The 23,339-nt window shown below is 63.5% G+C and carries 21 protein-coding genes; 18 read left to right on the forward strand and 3 right to left on the reverse strand.

What is annotated here, in order from left to right:
* The 5 genes from cobN to cobJ are packed head-to-tail and all read left to right on the forward strand — an operon-like array spanning position 1 to position 6,521.
* Positions 1-3,294, forward strand: coding sequence for a cobaltochelatase subunit CobN (cobN, locus tag ACR0JN_RS06005; RefSeq protein ID WP_480884737.1), 3,294 nt, complete (start codon positions 1-3; stop codon positions 3,292-3,294).
* The gene (gene cobG / locus ACR0JN_RS06010) at positions 3,291-4,418 is read left to right on the forward strand and encodes a precorrin-3B synthase (RefSeq protein WP_480884738.1); all 1,128 of its coding nucleotides are present in this window, start codon (positions 3,291-3,293) and stop codon (positions 4,416-4,418) included. Before cobN ends, cobG begins: the two co-directional genes overlap by 4 nt.
* Positions 4,418-5,047 (forward strand): precorrin-8X methylmutase, encoded by a 630-nt coding sequence (locus ACR0JN_RS06015; RefSeq protein ID WP_480884739.1) that lies wholly within the window; start codon positions 4,418-4,420, stop codon positions 5,045-5,047. The genes cobG and ACR0JN_RS06015 overlap by 1 nt, the downstream gene beginning before the upstream one ends.
* On the forward strand, positions 5,044-5,772 hold the full coding sequence (locus ACR0JN_RS06020; RefSeq protein ID WP_480884740.1) for a precorrin-2 C(20)-methyltransferase: 729 nt from the start codon (positions 5,044-5,046) through the stop codon (positions 5,770-5,772). Before ACR0JN_RS06015 ends, ACR0JN_RS06020 begins: the two co-directional genes overlap by 4 nt.
* Positions 5,769-6,521 carry a precorrin-3B C(17)-methyltransferase gene (gene cobJ, locus ACR0JN_RS06025; protein WP_480884741.1) on the forward strand — a complete coding sequence of 251 codons (753 nt, stop codon included), beginning with the start codon at positions 5,769-5,771 and terminating at the stop codon, positions 6,519-6,521. The genes ACR0JN_RS06020 and cobJ overlap by 4 nt, the downstream gene beginning before the upstream one ends.
* On the opposite strand, the gene ACR0JN_RS06030 is transcribed toward cobJ, so the two are convergent.
* On the reverse strand, positions 6,494-7,243 hold the full coding sequence (locus tag ACR0JN_RS06030) for a cobalt-precorrin-6A reductase (protein ID WP_480884742.1): 750 nt from the start codon (positions 7,241-7,243) through the stop codon (positions 6,494-6,496). The genes cobJ and ACR0JN_RS06030 overlap by 28 nt on opposite strands.
* Here ACR0JN_RS06030 and cbiE point away from each other — a divergent pair.
* From cbiE to mdoH, 13 genes are all read left to right on the forward strand, one after another.
* Positions 7,242-8,441: a precorrin-6y C5,15-methyltransferase (decarboxylating) subunit CbiE gene (gene cbiE, locus ACR0JN_RS06035; protein WP_480815162.1), complete on the forward strand. Its 1,200-nt coding sequence runs from the start codon at positions 7,242-7,244 to the stop codon at positions 8,439-8,441. The two genes, ACR0JN_RS06030 and cbiE, sit on opposite strands and share 2 nt — an antisense overlap.
* Entirely contained in the window at positions 8,438-8,806 is a 369-nt protein-coding gene (locus ACR0JN_RS06040; protein ID WP_480815161.1) for a cobalamin biosynthesis protein, read from the forward strand. The genes cbiE and ACR0JN_RS06040 overlap by 4 nt, the downstream gene beginning before the upstream one ends.
* Positions 8,803-9,597: a precorrin-4 C(11)-methyltransferase gene (cobM, locus tag ACR0JN_RS06045; protein ID WP_480815160.1), complete on the forward strand. Its 795-nt coding sequence runs from the start codon at positions 8,803-8,805 to the stop codon at positions 9,595-9,597. Before ACR0JN_RS06040 ends, cobM begins: the two co-directional genes overlap by 4 nt.
* The gene (locus ACR0JN_RS06050; RefSeq protein WP_480885013.1) at positions 9,590-10,918 is read left to right on the forward strand and encodes a cobyrinic acid a,c-diamide synthase CobB; all 1,329 of its coding nucleotides are present in this window, start codon (positions 9,590-9,592) and stop codon (positions 10,916-10,918) included. The genes cobM and ACR0JN_RS06050 overlap by 8 nt, the downstream gene beginning before the upstream one ends.
* A complete protein-coding gene (gene cobA / locus ACR0JN_RS06055) occupies positions 10,915-11,643 on the forward strand; it encodes a uroporphyrinogen-III C-methyltransferase (protein WP_480884743.1) in 729 nt (242 codons plus the stop codon). Before ACR0JN_RS06050 ends, cobA begins: the two co-directional genes overlap by 4 nt.
* Complete coding sequence (gene cobF / locus ACR0JN_RS06060) at positions 11,636-12,379, forward strand: precorrin-6A synthase (deacetylating) (protein WP_480884744.1); 744 nt, start codon at positions 11,636-11,638, stop codon at positions 12,377-12,379. The genes cobA and cobF overlap by 8 nt, the downstream gene beginning before the upstream one ends.
* Before the next feature lie 105 nt (positions 12,380-12,484).
* Entirely contained in the window at positions 12,485-12,949 is a 465-nt protein-coding gene (locus tag ACR0JN_RS06065) for a DUF302 domain-containing protein (protein WP_480884745.1), read from the forward strand.
* A gap of 79 nt (positions 12,950-13,028) precedes the next feature.
* A complete protein-coding gene (locus ACR0JN_RS06070) occupies positions 13,029-14,648 on the forward strand; it encodes a thiamine pyrophosphate-binding protein (RefSeq protein WP_480884746.1) in 1,620 nt (539 codons plus the stop codon).
* A complete protein-coding gene (locus ACR0JN_RS06075; protein ID WP_480884747.1) occupies positions 14,635-15,819 on the forward strand; it encodes a CaiB/BaiF CoA transferase family protein in 1,185 nt (394 codons plus the stop codon). The genes ACR0JN_RS06070 and ACR0JN_RS06075 overlap by 14 nt, the downstream gene beginning before the upstream one ends.
* Before the next feature lie 179 nt (positions 15,820-15,998).
* Complete coding sequence (locus ACR0JN_RS06080) at positions 15,999-17,369, forward strand: tetratricopeptide repeat protein (RefSeq protein WP_480884748.1); 1,371 nt, start codon at positions 15,999-16,001, stop codon at positions 17,367-17,369.
* Between the two features lie 28 nt (positions 17,370-17,397).
* Positions 17,398-18,615 carry an OpgC family protein gene (locus ACR0JN_RS06085; protein WP_480884749.1) on the forward strand — a complete coding sequence of 406 codons (1,218 nt, stop codon included), beginning with the start codon at positions 17,398-17,400 and terminating at the stop codon, positions 18,613-18,615.
* The gene (locus tag ACR0JN_RS06090; protein WP_480884750.1) at positions 18,612-20,111 is read left to right on the forward strand and encodes an OpgD/OpgG family glucan biosynthesis protein; all 1,500 of its coding nucleotides are present in this window, start codon (positions 18,612-18,614) and stop codon (positions 20,109-20,111) included. The genes ACR0JN_RS06085 and ACR0JN_RS06090 overlap by 4 nt, the downstream gene beginning before the upstream one ends.
* On the forward strand, positions 20,108-21,976 hold the full coding sequence (gene mdoH / locus ACR0JN_RS06095) for a glucans biosynthesis glucosyltransferase MdoH (protein WP_480884751.1): 1,869 nt from the start codon (positions 20,108-20,110) through the stop codon (positions 21,974-21,976). Before ACR0JN_RS06090 ends, mdoH begins: the two co-directional genes overlap by 4 nt.
* Here the strand turns inward: mdoH and ACR0JN_RS06100 are convergent, their stop codons facing one another.
* Complete coding sequence (locus tag ACR0JN_RS06100; protein WP_480884752.1) at positions 21,977-22,801, reverse strand: CE1 family esterase; 825 nt, start codon at positions 22,799-22,801, stop codon at positions 21,977-21,979.
* Positions 22,798-23,271: a rhodanese-like domain-containing protein gene (locus ACR0JN_RS06105; protein ID WP_480884753.1), complete on the reverse strand. Its 474-nt coding sequence runs from the start codon at positions 23,269-23,271 to the stop codon at positions 22,798-22,800. Before ACR0JN_RS06105 ends, ACR0JN_RS06100 begins: the two co-directional genes overlap by 4 nt.
* Positions 23,272-23,339: the final 68 nt, after the last annotated feature.

The raw sequence follows: 23,339 nt of genomic DNA on the forward strand, positions 1-23,339 counted from the left end.
ATGCACGTCGTCTTCCGCGAAAGCCACGGGCTCGAGGAAACCGAGACCCCGACCGATCTGGGCCAAAGCCCGGCGGATCTGGTGGTGCTGTCCTTTTCTGACAGTGACCTCGGCGCTTTCGCGGCAGGCTGGCATCGTGGCGGCGGCCCAGAAGGGCGGATGCCGACCCTCCGGCTGGCCAATCTGACGGCGCTGAAACATCCCTTGTCCATCGACACCTATGTCGAGCAGACGCTGGAAGGGGCCAAAGGCATCCTGATCCGTCTGATCGGAGGGGTGCCCTATTGGTCCTACGGTTTGCAGCAGGTTCTGGCGCTGGCGCAGGCCAAAGGGATCGCTTTGGCCGTCCTGCCTGCCGATGGGCGCGAAGACACGCGGCTGGATGAGTATTCCACCTTACCCGTCTCGACCCTCCGCCGTTTGGCGCATCTCTGCGACACGGGCGGAGAGGTTGCAGCGCAGGCGGCACTGGCGCAGATGGCGCTGGCAGCGGGGCTTTACGCAGGTCCCGTGATGGGGGCAAAAACCATCCCCGAATGCGGTGCATGGTGCCCGGATCGCGGTGTGATCCCGGTAGATGAGGCGTTCTCCGGCGATACCAAACGCATCCTCGTCACCTTCTACCGCGCCTATCTGACCTCCGCTGATACCGCCCCGGTCGCAGCCCTGATCCGCAGCCTGCGCGCGCGGGGTCTGGAGGCTGTGGGCCTCTTCGCCCCCTCGTTGAAAGCGCCCGCAGCCGCCGATTGGCTGCGCGACACCATTGCGGCCATGAACCCGTCTGCCATCATCAACGCCACGTCGTTCTCAGGTAAAGGCGCGTCGGGCACCTCGCCTCTGGACGCGGCGAATGTGCCAGTGTTTCAGGTCGCGCTGGCCACCTCGCGCCGCAAAGCATGGGCCGAAGCGGAACGCGGTCTATCTCCTGCCGACCTCGCGATGCATGTCGTTCTGCCCGAGGTGGACGGGCGGATCAGCGCAGGCATCGCGTCGTTCAAAGAACCCGGCAAACGCGACCCACATCTGGAATACTCCCGCTTTGCCCACCGCGCAGAGCCTGAACGGATTGAGGCCCTCATCGACCGCGTGACCGGCTGGCTAAACCTGAACGACAAGCCCAAGGCGGATCGGGTGCCCGCGCTGGTCATGTCCACATATCCCGGCAAGGATTGGCAGATGGCACATGCGGTGGGTCTGGACGCGTTGGCCTCGGCCGAGGCCATACTGTCCGACTTGCAGGCCGAAGGCTACAGCACTGCGCCGGCCGAGCCGATTGCTGAAACGCTGCCGGATGTCTGGTTGTCGTGGCCCCTTTCGGAGTATCAAACCGCGCTGGCGGACCTGCCTGAACAGTTGCGCACAGACCTGCAAACCGTCTGGGGCAAACCCGAAGACGACCCCGCCTGCACTGATGGTGCCTTCCACTTCACCGCTCTGCGCCGGGGCAAGGGCCTTGTCGCGCTGCAACCCGAACGCGGTACGCCCGAACTGCGCGATGACGATTACCACGATCTGTCTCGCACCCCGCGCCACGGCTATGTTGCGTTTTATTTGTGGCTGCGTAAATGCCTGCGGGCGGATGCTCTAATCCACATCGGTGCCCATGGCACATTGGAATGGCTACCGGGCAAATCGGTCGCCCTGTCCGCCGATTGCTGGCCCGAGGCGCTGATCCGTGACCTTCCGGTGATCTACCCCTTCATCGTCAATGACCCCGGCGAGGCCGCACAGGCCAAACGCCGGATCGGAGCCGTCACACTGGGCCACATCCCGCCCGCGCTGAAGGAAAGCGGCACGCCAGATCGGATGGTGCGGCTGGAGTCGTTGCTGGACGAGTTCTCGAACGCAGATGGGCTCGACCCCAAACGCCGCGACCGACTGCAGGAAGATATCCGGGACGAGGCACAGGCTATCGGTTTGGAAAGTGATTTGGGGCTGGATCAAGCCACCTGCACCGCCGAGGCGATCACCCGCATTGACCGCTTTGTCTGTGACATCAAGGAAAGTCAGTTCGGCGACGGGTTGCACATCTTTGGCCGGGTGCCCGAGGTCACTGGCAATTTCGACCCCGCACCCTCGGCCCATGCCGAACGCAAGGGCCTGCTGGCCGCGCTGGCCGGAAAGCGGATCGAGGCCGGTCCCTCTGGCTCCCCCTATCGCGGGCGCTCTGACGTGCTGCCGACGGGGCGGAACCTCTACACCACCGACCCGCGCTCGGTGCCGACCCGCGCCGCCTATACCCAAGGCGTGAAGCTGGCCGAGGAATTGGTGCGGCGGCATTTGCAAGAGGAAGGCGATTATCCAAAGGGTCTGATCGTTGACCTCTGGGGCTCGGCCACGATGCGCACGGCAGGGGAAGAATTCGCCATGGCGCTGCATCTGCTGGGCGTGAAACCGATCTGGGACAAGGGTTCGGAGCGGGTAGCGGGCATCGAAGTGCTGCCGATCACCGACCTCAGCCGCCCGCGTCTGGACGTGACGCTGCGGGTCTCGGGCCTGTTCCGAGACGTCTTCCCGACGCTATCAGCGCTTTATGGTCAGGCGATCCGGGCGCTGTCGGCGCGCGATGAGGCACCCGATTGGAACCCCTACGCCGGTCAGGAACCCGCAGCCCGCGTCTATGGCCCGGCCCCTGGCAGCTATGGTCTGAACATGACCCACCTGTCCGAAACCTATACTGACGAGGCCCGCGCACAGGCGGGCGAGGCATGGCTGGACGCCAGTTCCTTTGCGTTGGAAGGTGAGCATATCGCGCAGGACAAAGACGGGATCACGCAGCGCGTGGCCAATGCCGACAGCTTCGTCCACCTGCAGGATTTGACCGAGACCGACCTGCTGCTGGCCAACGACTTTGCCACGCACGAGGCCGGGTTCGCCGCCGCCAAGAAGACCACCGGCGGCAGCGCGCAGCTTTACCACTTGGACAATACCAACCCCGAAAACCCCCGCGCCCGCACTTTGCCCGAAGAGATCAGCCGAGTGGTCCACGCCCGCGCCGCCAATCCGGGCTGGATCGCAGGGATGCAGCGGCACGGCTTCCGTGGCGCGGCTGAGATCGCAGCGACGCTGGATCACATGGCCTCATTCGCACATCTTTCGGGCACGGTCGCGCCGCATCTGTTCGACCTTTATCACGATGCGACGCTTGGGGATGCCGAGGTCGACAGCTTCCTGCAAGAAGCCAATCCGCAAGCGTATCAGGCCATGCAGGACCGCTTCCGCGCCTTGCTGGAGGCGGGGCTTTGGAACACCCGCCGCAACTCGATCCGCGCCGATCTGGAGGGGCTGCGATGAGCGCCCCCATCGTCCAAGGCTGGTGCCCCGGCGCGCACCGCCCGATGATGTCGGGCGACGGGTTTGTGGTGCGGGTGCGGCCCCGGCTGGCGCGTCTGGATGCCGCGCAGGCCATGGGTCTGTGCGATCTGGCCGAACGCTTCGGCAATGGCACCATCGACCTGACCAACCGCGCCAATCTGCAACTGCGCGGGGTGGCCGAGACGGATCATCAACCGCTGCTGGCCGAACTGGCCGCGCTGAACCTGCTGGACGCCGAGCCGGGCATCGAAGTACGGCGCAATATTCTTGTCACGCCGCTCTACCAAGCGGGCGACCTAACTGCGCGTCTGACGCAGGAACTGATCAACCGTCTGTTCGAATTGCCCGGGCTGCCCGCCAAGTTCGGCTTTGCCATCGACACCGGACCCGCGCGCCTTCTCGCAGCAGATTCGGCGGATATTCGACTTGAGACCAGCCCCGATGGCCTGATCCTGCGCGCTGACGGGGCCGAGACGGGACGAGTCGTGTCCGAAGCTGAGGCCATCGATCACCTGATCGCACTGGCCGGATGGTTCGCCAAGACCTACACCCCCGAGACCCGCCGCATGGCACGGGCCGTCGCCGCACATGGTCTGCCGCCAGAGTGGCAAGGCACCGCGCCCGGACCGATTGGCGCAGCGCTGGGACCCGGCGCTTGCGCGCAAGGGACGCTCTATGGTGCAGCCTTTGGACAATTGCCTGCGCGCCAGCTTGCCGAATTGATTGAGACCAGCGGCGCAACGGCCCTGCGGGTCACTCCGTGGCGGCTGATCCTGCTGGAAGGCGGGGCGGCGATACCTGCCCCCGCCTTTGTCACGGACGGCACCGACCCGCTTATGACCACCGACGCCTGCCCCGGCGCGCCGTTCTGCCCGCAGGCGCAAGTAGAAACCCGCGACATCGCCCGGGCACTGGCCCCGCGCGCCCCCGGCACGTTGCACGTTTCGGGTTGTGCCAAGGGATGCGCTCGGATGGGGCCTGCCGATATCACTCTGGTCGGCCGAGATGGACGATTTGATCTTGTCAAACAGGGCCGCGCAGGGGATGAGCCCTGCCAGACCGGCCTGACCGAAGAAACACTTATGACCATGGACTTCACCTGATGCCCTACACTTATGAAACCGATGGCGCGGCGATCTATAGGGAAAGCTTTGCCACCATCCGGTCCGAGGCCGATCTGGCCCGGTTTGATACCGACGAGGAACAGGTTGCCGTCCGCATGATCCACGCCGCCGGGATGGTCGGGCTGGAAGAATTCGTGCATTTCTCACCCGGTTTTGTTCAGGCCGCCCGTACTGCGCTGGAAGGCGGCGCGCCGATCCTGTGTGACGCGCGCATGGTCAGCGAGGGCGTCACCCGGTTTCGACTGCCCGCCGAGAATGAGGTGATCTGCACCCTGCATGACGACCGCGTACGCCCCTTGGCCGCTGAGATAAGCAACACGCGCTCGGCTGCCGCGCTGGAGCTGTGGCGCCCGCATCTGCAGGGTGCCGTAGTCGCCATCGGAAACGCGCCCACGGCACTGTTCCACCTGCTGAACATGCTGGAAGACCCCGATTGCCCACGCCCGGCCGCCATTATCGGCTGCCCGGTGGGCTTTGTCGGCGCGGTGGAATCGAAAGACGCGCTCTGGGCTGCGCAACCGGTGCCGTGCTGCATCGTCAAAGGCCGTCTGGGCGGCAGCGCCATCACCGTCGCCGCCGTCAACGCCATAGCGAGCCGCGCGGAATGAGCGCGGGTAAAATATACGGCGTGGGCCTCGGCCCCGGCGATCCAGACCTGATGAGCGTCCGCGCCGACCGCCTGCTACGCAACGCAAGGCATGTGGCGTTTTTCCGCAAACCGGGCCGCAGCGGTCAGGCCCGCAAGATCGTCAACGGGATGATCCCCGAGGATGCTGTGGAATTCCCGATGGAGTACCCCGTCACAACGGAAATTCCGCTGACCGATCCTCGCTATAACAAGCTGCTTTCGGCTTTTTACGAAGACTGCGCGGCGCATCTGAAGGCGCTCTCCGAGCAAGGTGAGGATGTGGTTGTATTATGTGAGGGTGACCCGTTCTTCTACGGTTCTTTCATGCATCTTTACAGCCGCTTACGCACCATATCTGATGTAGAAGTTGTACCCGCCATCACCGGCATGTCCGGCGCTTGGACGGCGACCGGAGATCCGATCACATGGGGCGATGACGTGCTGACCGTGCTGATGGGCACCTTGCCCGAGGATACGCTGGCCGAGCGGATGACGCAGACGGACGCTCTGGTCGTGATGAAGATCGGGCGCAATATCGACAAGGTGACGCGGGCGCTGAAGACCGCCGGTCTTTATGACCGTGCGTGGATCGTGGAATATGCCCAGATGCCCAACCAGACGGTGACAAAACTGTCCGACGCCTGCGACAAGATCACCCCATATTTCTCGATCATCCTCGTCCACGGACAGGGCCGACGGCCATGAGCGGTTGGGTCAAGATCGCGGGCCTTGGCCCGGGTGATGAGGCTTTGGTCACACCCGAAGTGACCGCCGCTTTGGCCGAGGCCACCGATGTTGTGGGCTACATCCCCTATGTCGCCCGCATCGCCGAACGCCCCGGCCTGACCCTGCACGCCAGCGACAACCGGGTCGAGATCGACCGGTCACAGCACGCTTTGCAAATGGCGGCCGATGGCAAACGCGTTGTCGTGGTCTCGTCGGGTGACCCCGGCGTGTTCGCCATGGCAGCTGCGGTGTTCGAGGCGCTGGAGAACGGTCCGTCCGAGTGGCGGAACATTCCGATTGATGTGCTGCCGGGGATCACGGCGATGCTGGCGGCCTCGGCCCGTGCCGGGGCACCGTTGGGGCATGATTTCTGTGCGATCAACCTTAGCGACAACCTCAAGCCATGGGCGTTGATCGAGAAACGTCTGCGGCTGGCAGCGCAGGGTGACTTTGCGATGGCGTTCTACAATCCGCGCTCGAAGTCCCGCCCGGAAGGCTTTGTAAAAACGCTGGAAATCCTGCGTGAGGAATGTGAACCCGAACGGCTGATCCTGTTCGCCCGCGCGGTCTCGCGCCCGGACGAGGCGATCCGGGTTTCCACGCTGGCCGAGGCAACGCCCGACATGGCGGACATGCAGACGGTGGTCATCGTCGGGTCATCCCTGACCCGCATGATCCGGCGCGATGGCCTGCCGATCGTCTACACCCCGAGGTTCACAACGGAATGAGCGAGCCAGTCCAGAACCTGCGCGACGCTTTCCAGTTCGGTCCGCTGCGGCAAGGCCGGTCGGTCGATCATCAGCACCGGCACCCCCAGCCTCCGCGCCGCGTCCAGCTTGGCCCGCGCGCCGGTGCCGCCCGCATTCTTGGACACGACCAGTTGCGTGCCTTGTCGTTGCATCAACGCGCGGTCTCCGGCCTCGGTGAACGGCCCTCTGGACACGACAACTTCGCAATTCGGCAGCGGCAGCGCAGCGGGTTCATCGACCAGCCGCAGCAGATAGTGGTGGTGGGGCTGGGCCGAGAAATCCTCGAGATGCATCCGGCCCACGGCCAGAAACACGCGGCGCGGCGCACCCGCCAGCGCCTGCACCGCTGCGGGGATGTCGGGCACGTGCTGCCAGTTGTCACCCTCTTGCTTCACCCAAGCGGGACGGGTCAGCGCAGCCAGCGGCACGCCGGTCTGACCGCAAGCCTCGATCGCATTTCGGCTCATCTGCGCAGCAAAGGGATGCGTTGCGTCGATGACATGGGTAATCTGATGATCGCGGATATGGCGAGCCAGCCCGTCGACCCCGCCAAAACCGCCCACCCGCACCGGGATGGGCTGCGCGCGCGGAGTATCGACCCGGCCCGCGTAGGAATAGGTCGCCGCAACGCCGCGCTCTGCCACTGCGCGGGCAAGGGCATTGGCCTCAGTCGTGCCACCAAGGATCAGGAGGTGAGACATGCGTGAAGCTCCGTGGCTGACCGTTCTGGGGTTGGGCGAAGATGGACTGGATGGCCTGTCGCCCGCAAGCCGTCAAGTGCTGGACCGGGCCGAGGTCATCATGGGCCCGCCACGCCACCTCTCGCTGATCCCCGAAGGCCAGGCGGACCGCATTGAATGGCCTGTTCCTTTTGCCGATGGCCTGCCGATCCTGACAAGGTTGCGCGGGCGGCGCACTGTGGTGCTGGCCTCGGGCGATCCGTTCTGGTTCGGCGCAGGCTCAGTCGTCGCGCGCAATTTCGATGCCGCCGAGTGGAGCGCCCTGCCCGGCCAATCGACCTTTTCGCTGGCGGCGGCCCGGTTGGGCTGGCCGCTGGAAACCACGCTGACCTTCGGTTTGCATGCCGCGCCCCTGACGCGTTTGCGGCCTCACCTGTCTTCGGGTCTGCACGCCATTTTGCTGCTGCGCGACGGCAAAGCGGTGGCAGAGCTTGCGACCTATCTGACGGAGACCGGGTTCGCCGACAGCGCGTTGCACGTCATGGAAGCCCTCGGCGGGCCGCGCGAACGGTCGCGCAGCGTGTCGCTGACAGAGGCTCTGTTGGGAACGTTCGAACATCCGGTCTGTGTAGGGTTAGAGGTGCGTGGTAACGGACAAGCGTTACACAAGGCCTCGGGCAAGCCGGACGAGATTTTTGAGACCGACGGCCAGATCACCAAACGCCCGATCCGCGCGCTGACCCTGTCGGCGCTCGCCCCACGGCGCGGGGAGCATCTGTGGGATATCGGCGGCGGCACCGGCTCGATCAGTATAGAATGGCTGATGTGCGACCCGACCTTGACGGCCACAACGATCGAGCCGCTGGAGGACCGTGCGGATCGCATCCGCCGCAATGCCGATACGCTGGGGCAGGATCGGCTGGATGTCATACATGGCACTGCGCCCGATGCTCTGCCCGGTCTGCCCCATCCGGATGTGGTTTTCATCGGCGGTGGGCTGAGTACGGATTTGCTGGACTGGCTGCACACCAATCTGCCCGCTGGCACCCGGCTGGTTGCCAACGCCGTGACGCTGGAAAGCGAGGCGCTTTTGGCGCAGTGGCACGACAAACTGGGGGGCGATCTGCTGCGCATCGAACTCGCGCATTCGGCCCCGCTGGGCCCCCGGCGCGGCTGGAAATCCGCGTACCCGGTTGTGCAGTGGAGCGTGACCTTATGATCGTTGCGGGGTTCGGGTTTTCCTCGGCAGCTACAGCCGACAGCCTACGGGCGGCGTTTGACCTGGCCTGCGCAGGGCAGCATGTCGACGCGCTGGCCACTGTAGCCGACAAGCGGGGCCATGCTGGTCTTGCCGCCTTCGCCGAAGACACCGCTCTGCCCCTGCATTACGTTGCGCCGGGCGATCTGGACGGGCAGCGCACGCTCACCTGCTCGCCCCGCAGCCGGGCCACCCATGGCACCGGCAGCGTGGCAGAGGCATCCGCCCTTGCTGCCGCCGGACCCGGTGCCCGGCTGCTTGCCCCCAGACAGATTTCGGACGACCGGCTGGCCACCTGCGCCGTCGCCATCGGAGGACAGACATGACCGTTCACTTCATCGGCGCCGGTCCCGGCGCTGCCGACCTGCTGACCTTGCGCGGGCGCGATATCATCGCGTCCTGCCCAGTGTGCCTGTATGCGGGCTCGCTGGTGCCGGATGAGATTCTGGGCCATTGCCCTGATGGCGCGAAGATCGTCAACACCGCGCCGATGGATCTGGATCAGATCATGGCCGAGATCAAAGCCGCTCATGACGCCGGTCACGACGTGGCGCGCCTGCATTCCGGCGATCTGTCGGTCTGGTCGGCGATGGGGGAACAGATTCGGCGGCTGAAACAGATGGGCATCCCGGTCAGCGTCACCCCCGGCGTGCCCTCCTTTGCTGCTGCGGCAGCGACGCTGGGCGCGGAACTGACCCTGCCCGGCCTCGCGCAATCGGTGGTTCTGACGCGGACGCCGGGCCGCGCCTCGTCAATGCCCGAAGGCGAGACACTGGAGAACTTCGCCCGTACTGGCGCGACTTTGGCGATCCATCTGTCGATCGGCAATCTGGATAAGGTGATCGCCGATCTGACCCCGGCCTATGGCGCGGAGTGCCCGGTCGCTGTGGTCTACCGCGCCAGTTGGCCGGATGAGAGGGTAATTCGCGCAACGCTGGCCACCCTGAAGGGCGCGCTGGACGAGAGCATCTCGCGCACCGCCCTGATCATGGTCGGCCCCGCGCTGGCCGGTGAGGGCTTCGACGAAAGCTGCCTCTATTCTAAAACCTACGACCGCCGCTACCGCCCGCAAAGCGCGGACAGCCCGTGGTCAAGCTGGAGACATGGCGATGACTGAGGTGATGGCGAACCCTCCGGGCGTTCTGATCTCGGCGCCTTCGTCCGGCACTGGCAAAACGACGGTGATGCTGGGCTTGTTGCGGGCTCTGGCCGAGGATGGTCTGACCGTGCAACCATTCAAAAGCGGCCCGGATTACATCGACCCGGCCTTTCACCGGGCGGCGGCAGGGCGTGCCTCGTTCAATCTGGACAGTTGGGCGATGGGTGAGCCGCTTTTAGGCGCGATTTCGGCGCAGGCCGGGGGCGCGGATATCGTGGTGGCCGAGGGCTCGATGGGCCTGTTTGATGGCGTCGCGAAGCCCGGGGAGCTAGGGCACGGCTCCAGTGCCGAGACTGCGCTGCGCATGGGCTGGCCGGTGGTGCTGGTTCTGGATGTGGGCGGTCAGGCACAATCAGCGGCCGCCACGGCGCTGGGGTTTCGGATGTATAACCCGGACCTGCCCTTTGCCGGTGTAATCCTGAACCGCTGCGCCAGCCCGCGTCACGAACGCCTGACCCGTTTGGGGATGGAACGCGCGGGCCTGCCTATACTGGGCGTGCTGCCGCGTCGGGGCGATCTGACGCTGCCGGAACGCCATCTGGGCCTGATACAGGCGGTGGAACATCCCGATCTGGAAAGCGCCATTGCCGGATATGCCGCGTTTTTGCGCGAACATGTGGACCTTGAGGCGATCAAGCGGGCGGCCTCCTCAGGCCCTGTTGGGCCATCGTCAGCCGCGCTGCCGCGCCCTCCGGCCCAGCGGATTGCGCTGGCTCGGGATGAGGCGTTTTCCTTTACCTATCCACATTTGCTGGAAGGCTGGCGCGCAGCCGGGGCGGATATTCTGCCGTTCTCGCCATTGGCGGATGAGGCTCCGGCAGCGGATGCCGATCTGGTCTGGCTGCCGGGGGGATACCCGGAACTGCATGCTGGCAAATTGGCCGCAGCCGAGACCTTTCTGACCGGACTGCGCAAACATGCCGCAACCAAGCCCGTTCACGGCGAATGCGGGGGCTATATGGCCTTGGGCGAGGGACTGATCGACAAGGACGGCACCCGGCATGCGATGGCCGGGCTGTTGGGTCTTGTGACGTCTTATGAAAAGCGCAAGTTCAACCTGGGCTACCGCCGGGCAGAATTGCTGGCCCCGATGCCGGGTCTTGCTGTGGGCACCGCGCTGCGGGGGCATGAGTTCCACTATTCCTCGATCATCGAACAGCCGGATGCCCCTCTGGCGCGGGTGTTTGACGCCGAAGGGACCGAGGGGCCGCAAACCGGTTCCGTCCGGGGCAATGTCACCGGCACGTTCTTCCACCTGATCGCCGAGGCCTCGGCATGAGCGGGTTTGTTTCCTTCATCGGGTCCGGCCCCGGCGACCCGGAGCTCTTGACGTTGAAGGCCGTGGACAGGATGCAAAAGGCCGATGCGGTGCTGTTTGACGACCTGAGCAGCGGGCCGATCCTGACCCATGCGCGCAAGGACGCCGATCTGGTAGGTGTCGGCAAACGGGCCGGTCGCCCCTCACCCAAGCAGGATCATGTCAGCCGGTTGCTGGTGGAATACGCCCAGACCGGGCAGCGCGTCGTTCGGCTGAAATCCGGCGACGGCGGGCTGTTCGGACGGCTTGAGGAAGAACTGGTGGCCCTGCGCGCCGCCGGGATCGAGTATGAGATTATTCCGGGCATCCCCTCGGCCGTGGCAGCGGCAGCGGCGGCAGGCATCCCGCTGACCCGCCGCCTGACAGCGCGGCGGGTGCAGTTCGTCACCGGCCACGATGTCAGTGGCAAATTGCCCGAGGACCTGAACCTGCCCGCCCTCGCCGACCCCGGTGCGACGACGGTTGTGTTCATGGGCAAACGCACTTTCCCGCTATTGGTCGAGGCGCTGCATGCCCACGGCTTGCCGCTGGACACGCCCGCGTTAATGGCCGAGTCGGTTTCGACCCCCAAGCAATCCCTGCAACGCTCAACCGTTGGCGCGTTGGCAGGCCAGTTGCAGTCCGAGATCGGTACGGCCCCCGCATTGATCCTCTACGGCCCGCTGGCAGAGTTCGACGATGTATGACCTGACTCTGATCGGCATCGGTACGGGCAACCCCGATCACGTGACCTTTCAGGGCGCTAAGGCCATCCGTGCGGCGGACCTGATCCTGATCCCCCGCAAGGGTGAGAACAAGGCCGATCTGGCTGGTCTGCGCGAGCAGATCATCGCACAGGTGTCCGAGACGCCCCCCAAAATCGCCTATTTCGACATCCCCAAACGCCGCTCGGAAGGCGGCTATCTGCGCGGCGTTGATGAGTGGCATGATGCCATCGCCCTGCGCTGGCAAGAGGCGATTACGGCGCATCCCGAAGCGCGCAAAGTCGCGCTGCTGATCTGGGGCGATCCGTCGCTCTATGACAGTTCGCTGCGCATCGCGGCGCGGCTGGACCCGCAACCGCCAACCCATGTAATCCCCGGCATCACCGCATTACAGGCGCTGACCGCCGCCCACGCGATCCCGATCAACGATATCGGCGCGCCTTACGTGGTCACCACCGGGCGGCGCATCCGCGAGGAAGGCTGGCCCGAGGCCGGATCGAACGTGGCGGTGATGCTGGATGGCGAATGCTCGTTCCAGACCCTTGAGATGGCCGACTTTGACATCTGGTGGGGGGCGTATGTGGGCATGAAGGAAGAAATCCTGATCTGCGGTCCTTTGGCTGAGGTTGCGCAGCAGATACTCGACACCCGTGCCCGGGCCCGCGCCGATCACGGCTGGATCATGGACATCTATGTGCTGAGAAAGCGAGGGACCTGACGCACCGGTCTGCAAAGAATTGACGCACGAGACACAAGAATGTGACTGCCGTTTGCGTCGCTTTCTGGCATCAATCACGCACCCTTAGCTAAGGAGGTTGCCCCGATGAAAGCGCTCTGGTCGATGTTATGTGTTCTGGCCCTGCCCGTCAGCGCCGAGATTGCGGACCCGCCTGCAGGCTGGGCCGTCTATCCAACCGGCAAAAGCTATGCGCAACTGGTCGATGACACCAAGGCAGCCGTGAAGGAAAACGGGCTGATCGTGGTCACTCAGGCCGGACCGACCAAAGCCGCTGCCTCGCGCGGGATCACCATTCCGGGCAACCGGGTCATCGGGGCGTTCAACAATGACTACGCCGTTCGGGTCTTGGAAACCTCGACCGCCGCGATGATCGAAGCGCCGATCCGGTTCTATGTAACCGAGAACGAGGACGGAACGGCCACGCTGTCCTACAAAACCCCGAGCTTTGTCTTTGCGCCCTACGTTTACGAGGGCGGCGAGCCCCTGAGCGATATCGCGCTGGAACTGGACGAAAAGTTTCAGGCGGTGGCGGAAAGCGCAGTCAAATAGTCACACTGGCGTGATCCGGCTTGCTTCCGGGGGCATCCTCCGCAATCTGCATTGAAATAACGAATTCGGAGCACGATTGATGCAGGACCTGCCCCCCCGCGCCGCTGATCTTCTGGCACAACGACTGTACGAGGCCGGATGCCGCCACGCGTTCGGCATGCCCGGGGGCGAGGTTCTAACTCTGGTGGATGCCTTGGAACAGGCGGGGATTACCTTTCATCTGGCCAAGCACGAAAATTCCGCCGGGTTCATGGCCGAGGCCGTGCATCACCGCGATGGCGCGCCAGCAATCCTTGTAGCAACGCTCGGCCCCGGTGCGATGAACGGGATCAATGTGGTCGCCAATGCGCTGCAAGACCGGGTGCCGATGATCGTGCTGACCGGCTGCGTCGACGCGGATGAGGCGCTGACCTACACCCATCAGGTGATGGACCACGCGCAGGTCTATCGCTCGATCACCAAGGGCACGTTCCTGATGACGGCCGAGGGCGCGGATATCGTCGCCGACAAAGCGGTCACGCTGGCCAACCAGCCCCGCCCCGGCCCGGTGCATATCGACGTACCGATCTCGGTCGCCGATACGCGGGTATCAGGCGTCAAGCGCCGCCGCCGCGCCAAGATCGCCGCTGTCGCGCCCGAGGGGAACTGCGTGGAAAAGGCCCGCCGCTGGGTGGCCGAGGCCGAACGGCCCATCGCCGTTGTCGGTCTGGACGTGCTCTATGACGACTCGCGCAATGTAGTACAGGCGTTTCTGGAACATTTCAGCATTCCCTTCGTGACCACTTACAAGGCCAAGGGCGTCGTGCCCGAGGATCATCCGCTGTGCCTTGGTGGCGCGGGACTGTCTCCGCTGGCCGACAAGCATCTGGTGCCGCTGGTCGAACAGGCGGATCTGGTGCTGTGTCTGGGCTACGACCCCATCGAAATGCGCCCCGGCTGGCGCGAGATCTGGGACCCCGAGGAAAAGCGCGTCATCGACATCTCGGCCGTGCCCAACGACCACTACATGCATCAGGCGGGGTTGAATCTGGTCGCCCATACTGGTGCCACGCTGGAGGCTATCGCCAAAGGCAATCCCGCGCGCCAGACGTGGCCCGGAGGGGAACCGGCCAAGGTCAAGGCCGCGCTGGCGCAGGCCTTCCCGATCGGTGACGACTGGGGCCCGGCGGCTGTGATCGCCGAAACCCGCGCCGCCCTGCCGCCGGAAACGCTGGCCACCGCCGATAGCGGCGCGCATCGCATTCTGCTGAGCCAGATGTGGAATTGCTCTGAAGAACGCGGGCTGATCCAGTCCTCGGCGCTTTGCACCATGGGCTGCGCCGTCCCGATGGCAATCGGCCTGAAACTGGCCGAACCGGACCGTCCGGTGATCAGCTTTTCCGGCGATGCAGGGTTCCTGATGGTCGCCGGAGAGCTGTCGACCGCCGCCGAAATGGGCGGCAACCCGATCTTTCTGGTCTTCGTCGACGCCAGCCTTGCGCTGATCGAGTTGAAGCAGCGCCAGCGCCAGATGGGCAACCGTGGCGTGGATTTCGACCGCCATGATTTTGCGGCGATGGGGCGGGCTTTTGGCGGCTATGGTCATACAGTGCGCAACCGCTCAGAACTGCGCGCCGCCCTGAATGAGGCCTTGAAGGCCGACCGTTTCACCGTTATCGCCGCCGAAATTGAGCGCGGAGGATATGATGGCCGGATCTGAAGGACCACTGAAAGGCGTCAAGGTACTGGACCTGTCCCGCATTCTGGCCGGGCCGACCTGTACTCAGTTGCTGGGCGATCTGGGGGCCACCGTCATCAAGATCGAAAACCCGGCCACTGGGGGTGACGACACCCGCCAATGGGGTCCACCTTACGTGGAAGATGCGGACGGCAACCGATCAGAACTGAGCGCGTATTTCATGTCCGCCAACCGCAACAAGAAATCCGTCGCCATCGACATTGCAACACCCGAAGGACAGGCGGAAATCAAACGGCTGGCCTCGCATGCGGACATTCTGATCGAGAACTTTAAACCCGGTGGGCTGGCGAAATACGGGTTGGACTACGCGACCCTGTCGCAGGAGTTGCCGGGCCTCGTCTATTGCTCGATCTCGGGCTATGGCCAGACCGGACCCAACTCTGACAAACCCGGCTACGATCTGATGGCCCAGGGCTATGGCGGGATCATGTCTCTGACCGGTGACCCCGAGGGTATGCCGATGAAAGTCGGCGTCGGGATCGCGGATGTCATGTGCGGCATGTATGCGGCGGTGGGCATTCTGGCAGCACTGCGCCACCGCGACCTGACCGGAGAAGGCCAGCAGATTGATCTGGCCCTCGTGGACGCGCAAATCGCGTGGCTGATCAATGAAGGTGTGAACTACCTGACCTCGGGCAGCGTGCCCCAGCGGCGCGGCAACGGGCATCCCAATATCGTTCCGTACGAGGTTTACGAGACCTCGGATGGCCATGTAATTCTGGCGGTTGGAAATGACAGCCAGTTCAAACGGTTCTGCGGCTTTATTCAGATGCCCGAACTTGCCGATGACGCCCGTTTTGCCACCAACCCGGCCCGGCTGGAACATCGCGACGCGCTGAACGATGTGCTGCGCCCAGCACTGCGGGCGCTGGCAACGGAAACGGTGATCTCCCAGCTCGAGGCGGTCAAGGTTCCGGTCGGTCCCGTGCAGTCCCTGGATCAGGTCTTTGCCACCGATCAGGTTGCCGCCAGACAGATGCAAATTGCGATGCAGGCCGACCCCGGCGCGGTACAGTTGATCGGGAATCCCCTGAACCTGTCGCGCACGCCTGTAACATATCGCAACGCGCCGCCGGTCTTTGGGGCCGATACTGACGCTATTTTAAGCGCTGAAAATCCGTTCGAAGACTGAAACACTTGCCTTTTTCGGCAGCATGTTGCTGAAACATGCCCTTGAATCGGCGGTTTTTTTCGCTTTTTGCGTACACGGGTTTTCACCAATTCGAGAGCAGGGTCGATACTGATACGACGCATTCGCACACTCTGATAAATCGGACAGTGTCACATGTCGCAATCAGATTGGACCCAAGCATGAAACAAGACGTTTTTGGACAAATGAACACCCTGACCCAGCCGGCCAGTGTCGATGCCTGGAATGGTGTTCTGCTTGGGTTCATGGCGCACGCAGCAATCACACCTCAGCATCTGGGTAAAGTGCTAGAGCTTGAGCCCGATTTTGCTCTGGGTCACGCCACCAAGGGCCTGTTCATGGTTCTGCTGGGTCGCCGCGAGATGATTGCGGTCGCGGTCGACGCGCTGAACGCGGCCAAATCCGCGATGGAGCGTCAGCCGGTCTCGGCGCGCGAAAGGTTGTATGTCGAAGCGCTCGAGATGTATCTGGCCGACCTGCCCTCGCAGGCCATTCAGAAATTCGAAGAGATTTTGCGCGCCCATCCCGAAGACACGCTGGCGATGAAGCTGAGCCATGCGACCCGTTTCGTTCTGGGCGATTCTGCGGGCATGCGCCGGTCGATTGAACGGGTTCTGCCCGCATACGCGCCGGATCATCCCGGGCGCGGCTATCTGCTGGGCTGTCACTCCTTCGCGCTTGAAGAAACCGGTGCTTATGAGAAGGCCGAGATCGCCGGTCGTCAGGCGCTGTGGATGGTGTCGGACGATGCCTGGGGTCTGCACGCCGTGGCCCATGTGCACGAAATGACCGGCAACGCGCAGCTGGGGCTGGACTGGTTGGCCGGGCGCGAGGACGCCTGGGCGCATTGCAACAACTTTCGCTATCACGTCTGGTGGCACAAGGCGCTGATGCATCTGGATCTGGGTCAGGTCGATCGCGTCATGGAACTGTATGACGAACATATCCGCAAAGACAAAACCGACGATTACCGCGATATTTCGAACGCGACCTCGCTGCTGTCGCGGCTGGAGTTGGAGGGTGTCAATGTCGGCAACCGCTGGGAGGAACTGGCCGACCTCAGCGCCACCCGGACCGAGGATGGCTGCCTGATCTTCGCCGATCTGCACTATCTGCTGGCCCTAACCGGCGACAACCGCACCGAGGCGACAAGCCAGATGCTGCAGCGCATTCAGAAAGACGCGCAGCGCAATCAAGGCGACACACCTGTTCGCATGTCCGATCCGGGCATTGCGGCGGCCAAGGGTTTGGAAGCCTTTGGTGACGGTCTCTATGGCCAAGCCTTTGATTTTCTGTCAAATGCACGCGACGGAATGCAATTGGCAGGTGGCAGCCACGCCCAACGTGATGTATTCGAGCGCATCACAATTGATTCCGGCCTGCGCGCCGGTCGTCTGGATGCTGTCGAGCGCATCCTGGACGACCGCCGCGCCAAACGGGACGGAGGCGAGGACAATTACGCTCTGGCGCGCCGCGCATTGATCGACGCGGCCCGCGACAACGGAGACGCACAAAGCGTCCCGGCTGAATAACAAAAAGACCAAGAAGGACAGAAACCGTATGGCGACAGTATCGCCCGCTTCTGATTTTGCGCCTGTGGCGGCCTCGGCCGCCACTCCTGCCCGCACGCGCGATCCGCGATTGGATTTCTATCGCGGCATTGCGATGTTCATCATCCTGATCGCGCATATTCCCAACGACCCCTGGGCCAACTGGATTCCGGCGCGCTTCGGGTTCTCGGACGCGACTGAAATTTTTGTGTTCTGCTCCGGCATGGCCTCGGCCATTGCCTTTGGCGGGGCCTTTGCGCGCAAGGGATGGTTGATGGGCACGGCCCGGGTCGCGTTTCGGATCTGGCAGGTTTACTGGGCGCATATCTGCCTGTTCTTCTTTGTCGCCATGACCATGGCGGCGCTGGATAACTCGGGCCTGTTCCAGAAAAGCTATGTCTCGTCCCTGAACCTGCAGCATTTCTTCAAAGATCCCCTGCCGCAGATGGTGGGTCTGTTCACGCTGACCTATGTGCCGAACTACTTTGACATCCTGCCGATGTATCTGGTGGTTCTGGCGATGATGCCGCTGTTCATGGGACTGCACCGGATCGGGTTCTGGGCGGTTGCGGTGACGTCAATCGCCATTTGGCTGGTGGCCCAGTTCGGCGTTCTGGCCCTGCCTGCCGAGCCTTGGTCGGAGCGCCAGTGGTTCTTCAACCCCTTCGGCTGGCAGTTGCTGTTCTTCACCGGGTTTGCCTTCATGCGCGGCTGGATACCGGCCCCGCCGGTATCAAAAACGCTGATCTGGGCGGCTGCGCTGTTCCTGATCCTGTCCATGCCCTTTGGGTCGTGGAAGGTGTTTACCTGGATCAACGCCGCATTTCCTGATCTGGCCGAGGAAATCCGCAAGGTCTGGCCGATCACCAAGGAGCTTCGCAACAAGACCGAGTTTGGCTTGTTCCGTTACATCCACTTCCTGTCGCTGGCTTATCTGGGCTGGGTTGTTGCGGGGGAACATGGCCACCGCCTGATCGCCTCGGGGCACAGTGCTGCGGCGCGGGTCTGGCAGGTGGTGCTGACCCTGATCACCAAGGTCGGCCAGCAATCCCTTGCGGTTTTCGTGTTCTCGATGGCTGCCGCCCGTCTGATCGGCGTGGTGCTGGACCAGACCGGGCGGGATGTTGCCAGTGTGTTTGCAGCCAACATGATTGGCTTTGCCATGATTATCGGTGTGGCCTATCTGGCCGCTTGGTTTAAGTCTCAACCCTGGAAATCGAAAAAATGAATTTTACGCGTCGCGCATTTCTGGCATCGACCTCGGCACTCGCCTTTGCCCCGGCCACCTTTGCCGTGGGCGGGGATGTTCCCTTTGACCGCAACGACGTGATCGCGCTGGCCCGCGAGATGGCCAGCCGCCCCTATTCTGAGCGCGAGATGGTCCCGCAGGAATGGCAGGACCTGACCTATCAGCAGTATCGTTCCATCCGCTTCCGGCTGGACCGCGCGCTGTGGTACGAGACCGAGACGCCCTTCAACGTCGATTTCTTCACCCCCGGCCTCTACTTCCCTCGCACCGTCAAGGTGCACACGGTCGAGGACGGGATGACCAGCCCAGTCGCCTTCGATCTGGGAATGTTCGACAAGTCCGAGGATGTGCCGACCCTGCCCATCGACGACACGTTGGGCTTTTCCGGTCTGCGCCTTCGCACCGAAATGCACCGCCCCGGCAAAACCGATGAATTCTGCGTCTGGCAGGGGGCCAGCTATTTCCGCGCCATCGGATTGCATGAGGTCTACGGCCTGTCCGCCCGAGGACTGGCCCTGAAAACCGGCGACCCGGATGGCGAGGAATTCCCCGAATTCATCCGCTTCTGGCTGGAACGTCCCAAGCCCGGCCAGCGCAACATGGTCGTCCACGCCCTGATGGACAGCCCCAGCGTGACCGGGGCTTATCGCTTCAACGTCACTGCCGGTGCCGACTGCATCATGGATGTCGAGGCCACGCTGTTCCCGCGTGAGGAGCTGCCGCATGTGGGCATCGCCCCCGGCACCTCGATGTTCCTGTTCGATCAGACCAACCACAGCCGGTTCGACGATTTCCGCCCCGCCGTGCATGACAGCGACGGTCTGCTGATCCGCAACGGGGCCGGAGAGGTGCTATGGAGACCCCTGGCCAACCCCACACGCCTGCAAATTTCGTCCTTCGTGGACATGAACCCGCGCGGGTTTGGCTTGATGCAGCGCAAGCGCAAGTTCTCGGACTATGCCGATCTTGAGGCGAATTACCACAAGCGCCCCGGCCTGTGGGTCGAGCCGAATGGCGACTGGGGCAAAGGCACCGTCACGCTGGTCGAAATTCCGGCGGATCAGGAAATCTATGACAACATCGTCGCCTATTGGCGCCCGATGGAGCCCTATGCGGCAGGCAGTCAGGTCGATCTGTCCTATCGCCTGATCTGGGGCGAGGAACCCCAGCGCACCCCGATGCCGCGTGTGATCAACACGGCAATGGGTGAAAACACCTTTGGCGAGGGCCGTCTGGCCGTGATCGACTTTGAGGACAGCGAGCTCTTCGACGACCCCGAGGCGATGACGATCTTTGTGAACTCGCCCCACGCCGAAACCTCGGACGGTGTTCTGCAGCGCAATCCCGATACGGGCGGCCTGCGGCTGGCGTTTTCGTTTGAACCCGGTGAACGCACCTATGTCGAGCTGCGCGCGCAGTTGTTGAAGGACAAACAGCCAGCTTCCGAAGTCTGGCTTTACCGTTGGACCACATGAACCGCGATCTGCATATCATGCCGCCCGAGGCTCCTCTGGCGATGCCTGCGCAAGATTTCAGCGCAGGCTTCCGCGATGCGCAGGTGCCACAGGGCAAGCGCGCCTCGGCTGGGTTCTGGCGCGCTTTGGCGTTTTCGCCCGCAATGGCGGCGGCTCTGGGTCTGCTCTGGGTCATGTCCGACTGGTTCAGTGCGGAGGGGATCAATCTGGTCGAAGGCATTCTGCTGACGCTGATCTCGTTCAACTTCTTCTGGATTTCCTTCACGGTCTGCACTGTGCTGCTGGGCATGGTATCGCTGTCCCGGCAGGAGCAACCCAAGCGCGAAACCCGCCCGCAGCCCCTGCGCGTGGCGCTTTTGACACCGGTCTATAACGAGGTGCCGTGGAACGTGCTGGGCAATGCCCGCACGATGCTGGAAGACCTGCAAAAACGCGGCGGTCAGCATCACTATGCCATGTTCATCCTGTCCGACACGCGCGACCCCGAGATCGCCGCGCAGGAACAGGCCAGCGTCGAGGCGCTACGCACAACCCTGGCCCCCGGTCTGGAGCTTTATTACCGCCGCCGTCCCGAGAACACGGACCGCAAGGTCGGAAACATCGCAGATTGGGTCAGCCGCTGGGGCGCGGATTGGGATGCGATGCTGGTGCTGGACGCCGACAGCCTGATGACGGGCCGCGCCGTCAGCCGCCTGACCGACGCGCTGGCGCGCGATCCGCGCGCGGGCCTGATCCAGAGCTATCCGCAACTGATCGGCGCGCAGTCAGTCTTTGCCCGGATGCAGCAGTTTGCCAACGGCGTCTACGGCATCGCCTTCGCCGAAGGGCTCGCCCGCTGGTGCGGGCAAGAGGGCAACTATTGGGGCCACAACGCCATCATCCGCACGCGAGCCTTTGCCTCAAGCGCCGGTCTGCCGAAATTGCGCGCCTTGAACGGGCAGGAAAAGCTGATCATGAGCCACGATTTCGTCGAGGCCGGTCTGCTGCGCCGCGCCGGATGGGGCGTGCGCTTTCTGCCGCGCATTCGGGGCTCGTATGAAGAGACACCACCCACCCTCATTGACCACGCCCTGCGCGACCGGCGCTGGTGTCAGGGCAACCTGCAACATCTGAAACTGCTGGGCTCGGCAGGGTTCCGCGCTGTGTCGCGGTTCCACATGTTCCACGGCGCGGTCGGATATCTGATGTCGCCGCTGTGGTTTGCCCTGCTGGTGATGTGGGCCCTGATTGGTGAGGGCAAGGACGCCTCGGTGCTGCATTATTTTAGCCCCGACAACCCGCTGTTCCCGCAATGGCCCGAGATGTCGGAAACCCGGCACGTGCTGATCATTCTGGTGATGTACGCGATGCTGTTGGCCCCCAAGGTACTGGGCGTATTGGCGCTGCCTTTGAGCGGGGTGCGATACTCGGAATTTGGCGGCGGGCGCAAATTCCTGACGTCCTTTTTGGCTGAGGTCGTGCTGTCGATCCTCTACGCGCCGATCCTGATGGTACAGCAGATGATCGCGGTGATCCGGACGGCCTTTGGCATCCAGAAAGGCTGGACGCCACAGGCGCGCGACGGCGGCACGTATAACCTGCGCACGCTTATTCTGTGCCACACGCTCGAGACCATCAGCGGCGTGGCGCTGAGCGTGGGCATTCTGGCTGGGTTGGTCTCAGTCTGGTTGGCCCCGATTGCCATCAGCCTTGCCTTGGCGATCCCGCTATCCGCGCTGAGCGGCGTATCTGCAGGCGCGGCGCGGCGTATGGTTGGCATGCGCGAGGATGTACGTGAGCCTGCGATCACCCGCTCGGCCCGCCGTCACAGGGACGAGCTAAAGCGCCTGATCGAAGGCAAGGGCATCGTCACCCCGGCCGAGTGATCAGCCGCCCGGCAGCCCTTCGTACCAGTCCACCATCATGTCCGCCCAGCCTTTGGGAACGGTGTGCCCGCCCGGGAACAGGGCAAATTCAAGTGCACCACCTTGGTCGCAGCCGGTCCAATATCGGCGCATGAATTGATCCGTGGTGGAAAACCCGCTTGGCTTGGTATCGACGCAGCCATTGGCAACGCGCCAGATTTCCAGACCGGCAAAGATATCGCCCTGATGGAACCTGCCACCGCCCAATAGCCGCCCTTCAAGCGGTACAACGTTGTCGATCCAGCCGTGGGTGTGAAACATGCGGACCGGGCCGTCGCAGGCCTCGGGGTGCGGTCGCCAAAACCCGCCAGACACGGGGACATAGGCCGAGAACGTATCGGGCGCGGCGCAGGCCAAGTAGTAGACCATGAACGCCCCAGCCGAGAACCCGCCAAGAATGGACCGCTCCGCGTCGATACCGAACCTGTCTGCGGCGTCCTGCACAACCTCGGTCAGAAAGGCGGTTTCATCCCGATCGCCAAAGCCTGGATAGAAGTTCCAGCTTTTGACCCCGGGCCGGTTTGCGCGTTCCAGCCCCTCGGGTGCCATCACAGCGTACCCCCGCGCTAGCAGAGGGTCCACCATGCTACGATTTTTCATCGTCCCCGTGGCGCTGCCGCCATAACCATGCAGGAACACGACAAGCGGCGGGTTTTCGGCCTCGGGCAATTCGATGAAATATCCGCCGGATGCGGTTTCGCACATCTGGTCGGCGTCACCGCACGCGGCTGTGGCCGCTTGGCCTGCAATCGCAAGGCACAGGGCCAACCCGTATTTCACGCTCATCCGTCATCCTCTGTGTATGTCTCAATCGGCAACCCGGTGCGCACCCACCCCGGACCCGCCGCTGACCCCAACATGCCTTCGGGCACATCAATGATGTTGGTAAACCCGGCCCGCGTCAGTTGATTGCTCAACCGGGCCGAGCGGACACCGCGCGCGCAGATCAGCGCCACGGGCGCACCCCGATCACCGTCCACAAGCTGCGTCAGGGCCGCCACGAAATCGTCGCGCCGCATGTCCAGCGGGTGGGCTCCTTCGCCCACACCGGTCGCCCGCCATTCGTGCGGCGTGCGGATATCCAGCAGCAGTATCTCATCGGCTAAAGCCTGCCTGTGTGCCCGGGCAACATCAAGCTGGCCACCCCCATAGGCTTCGGGGATCAGGCGATATTCGCGGATCGCAAAACCCGCAGCGATCGCTGTGCAACCGCCCAACACTACCCACCTGCGGGTTTTTGTTCCTGTGTTCGCCATGTCGTGTTCTCCTGCGCCGACAGGTCGCTTTTACCACAGCCGGGGCGGCATTGCCGCGTTGAAATCAG

It is taken from the genome of Ruegeria sp. G12, from assembly GCF_056533565.1.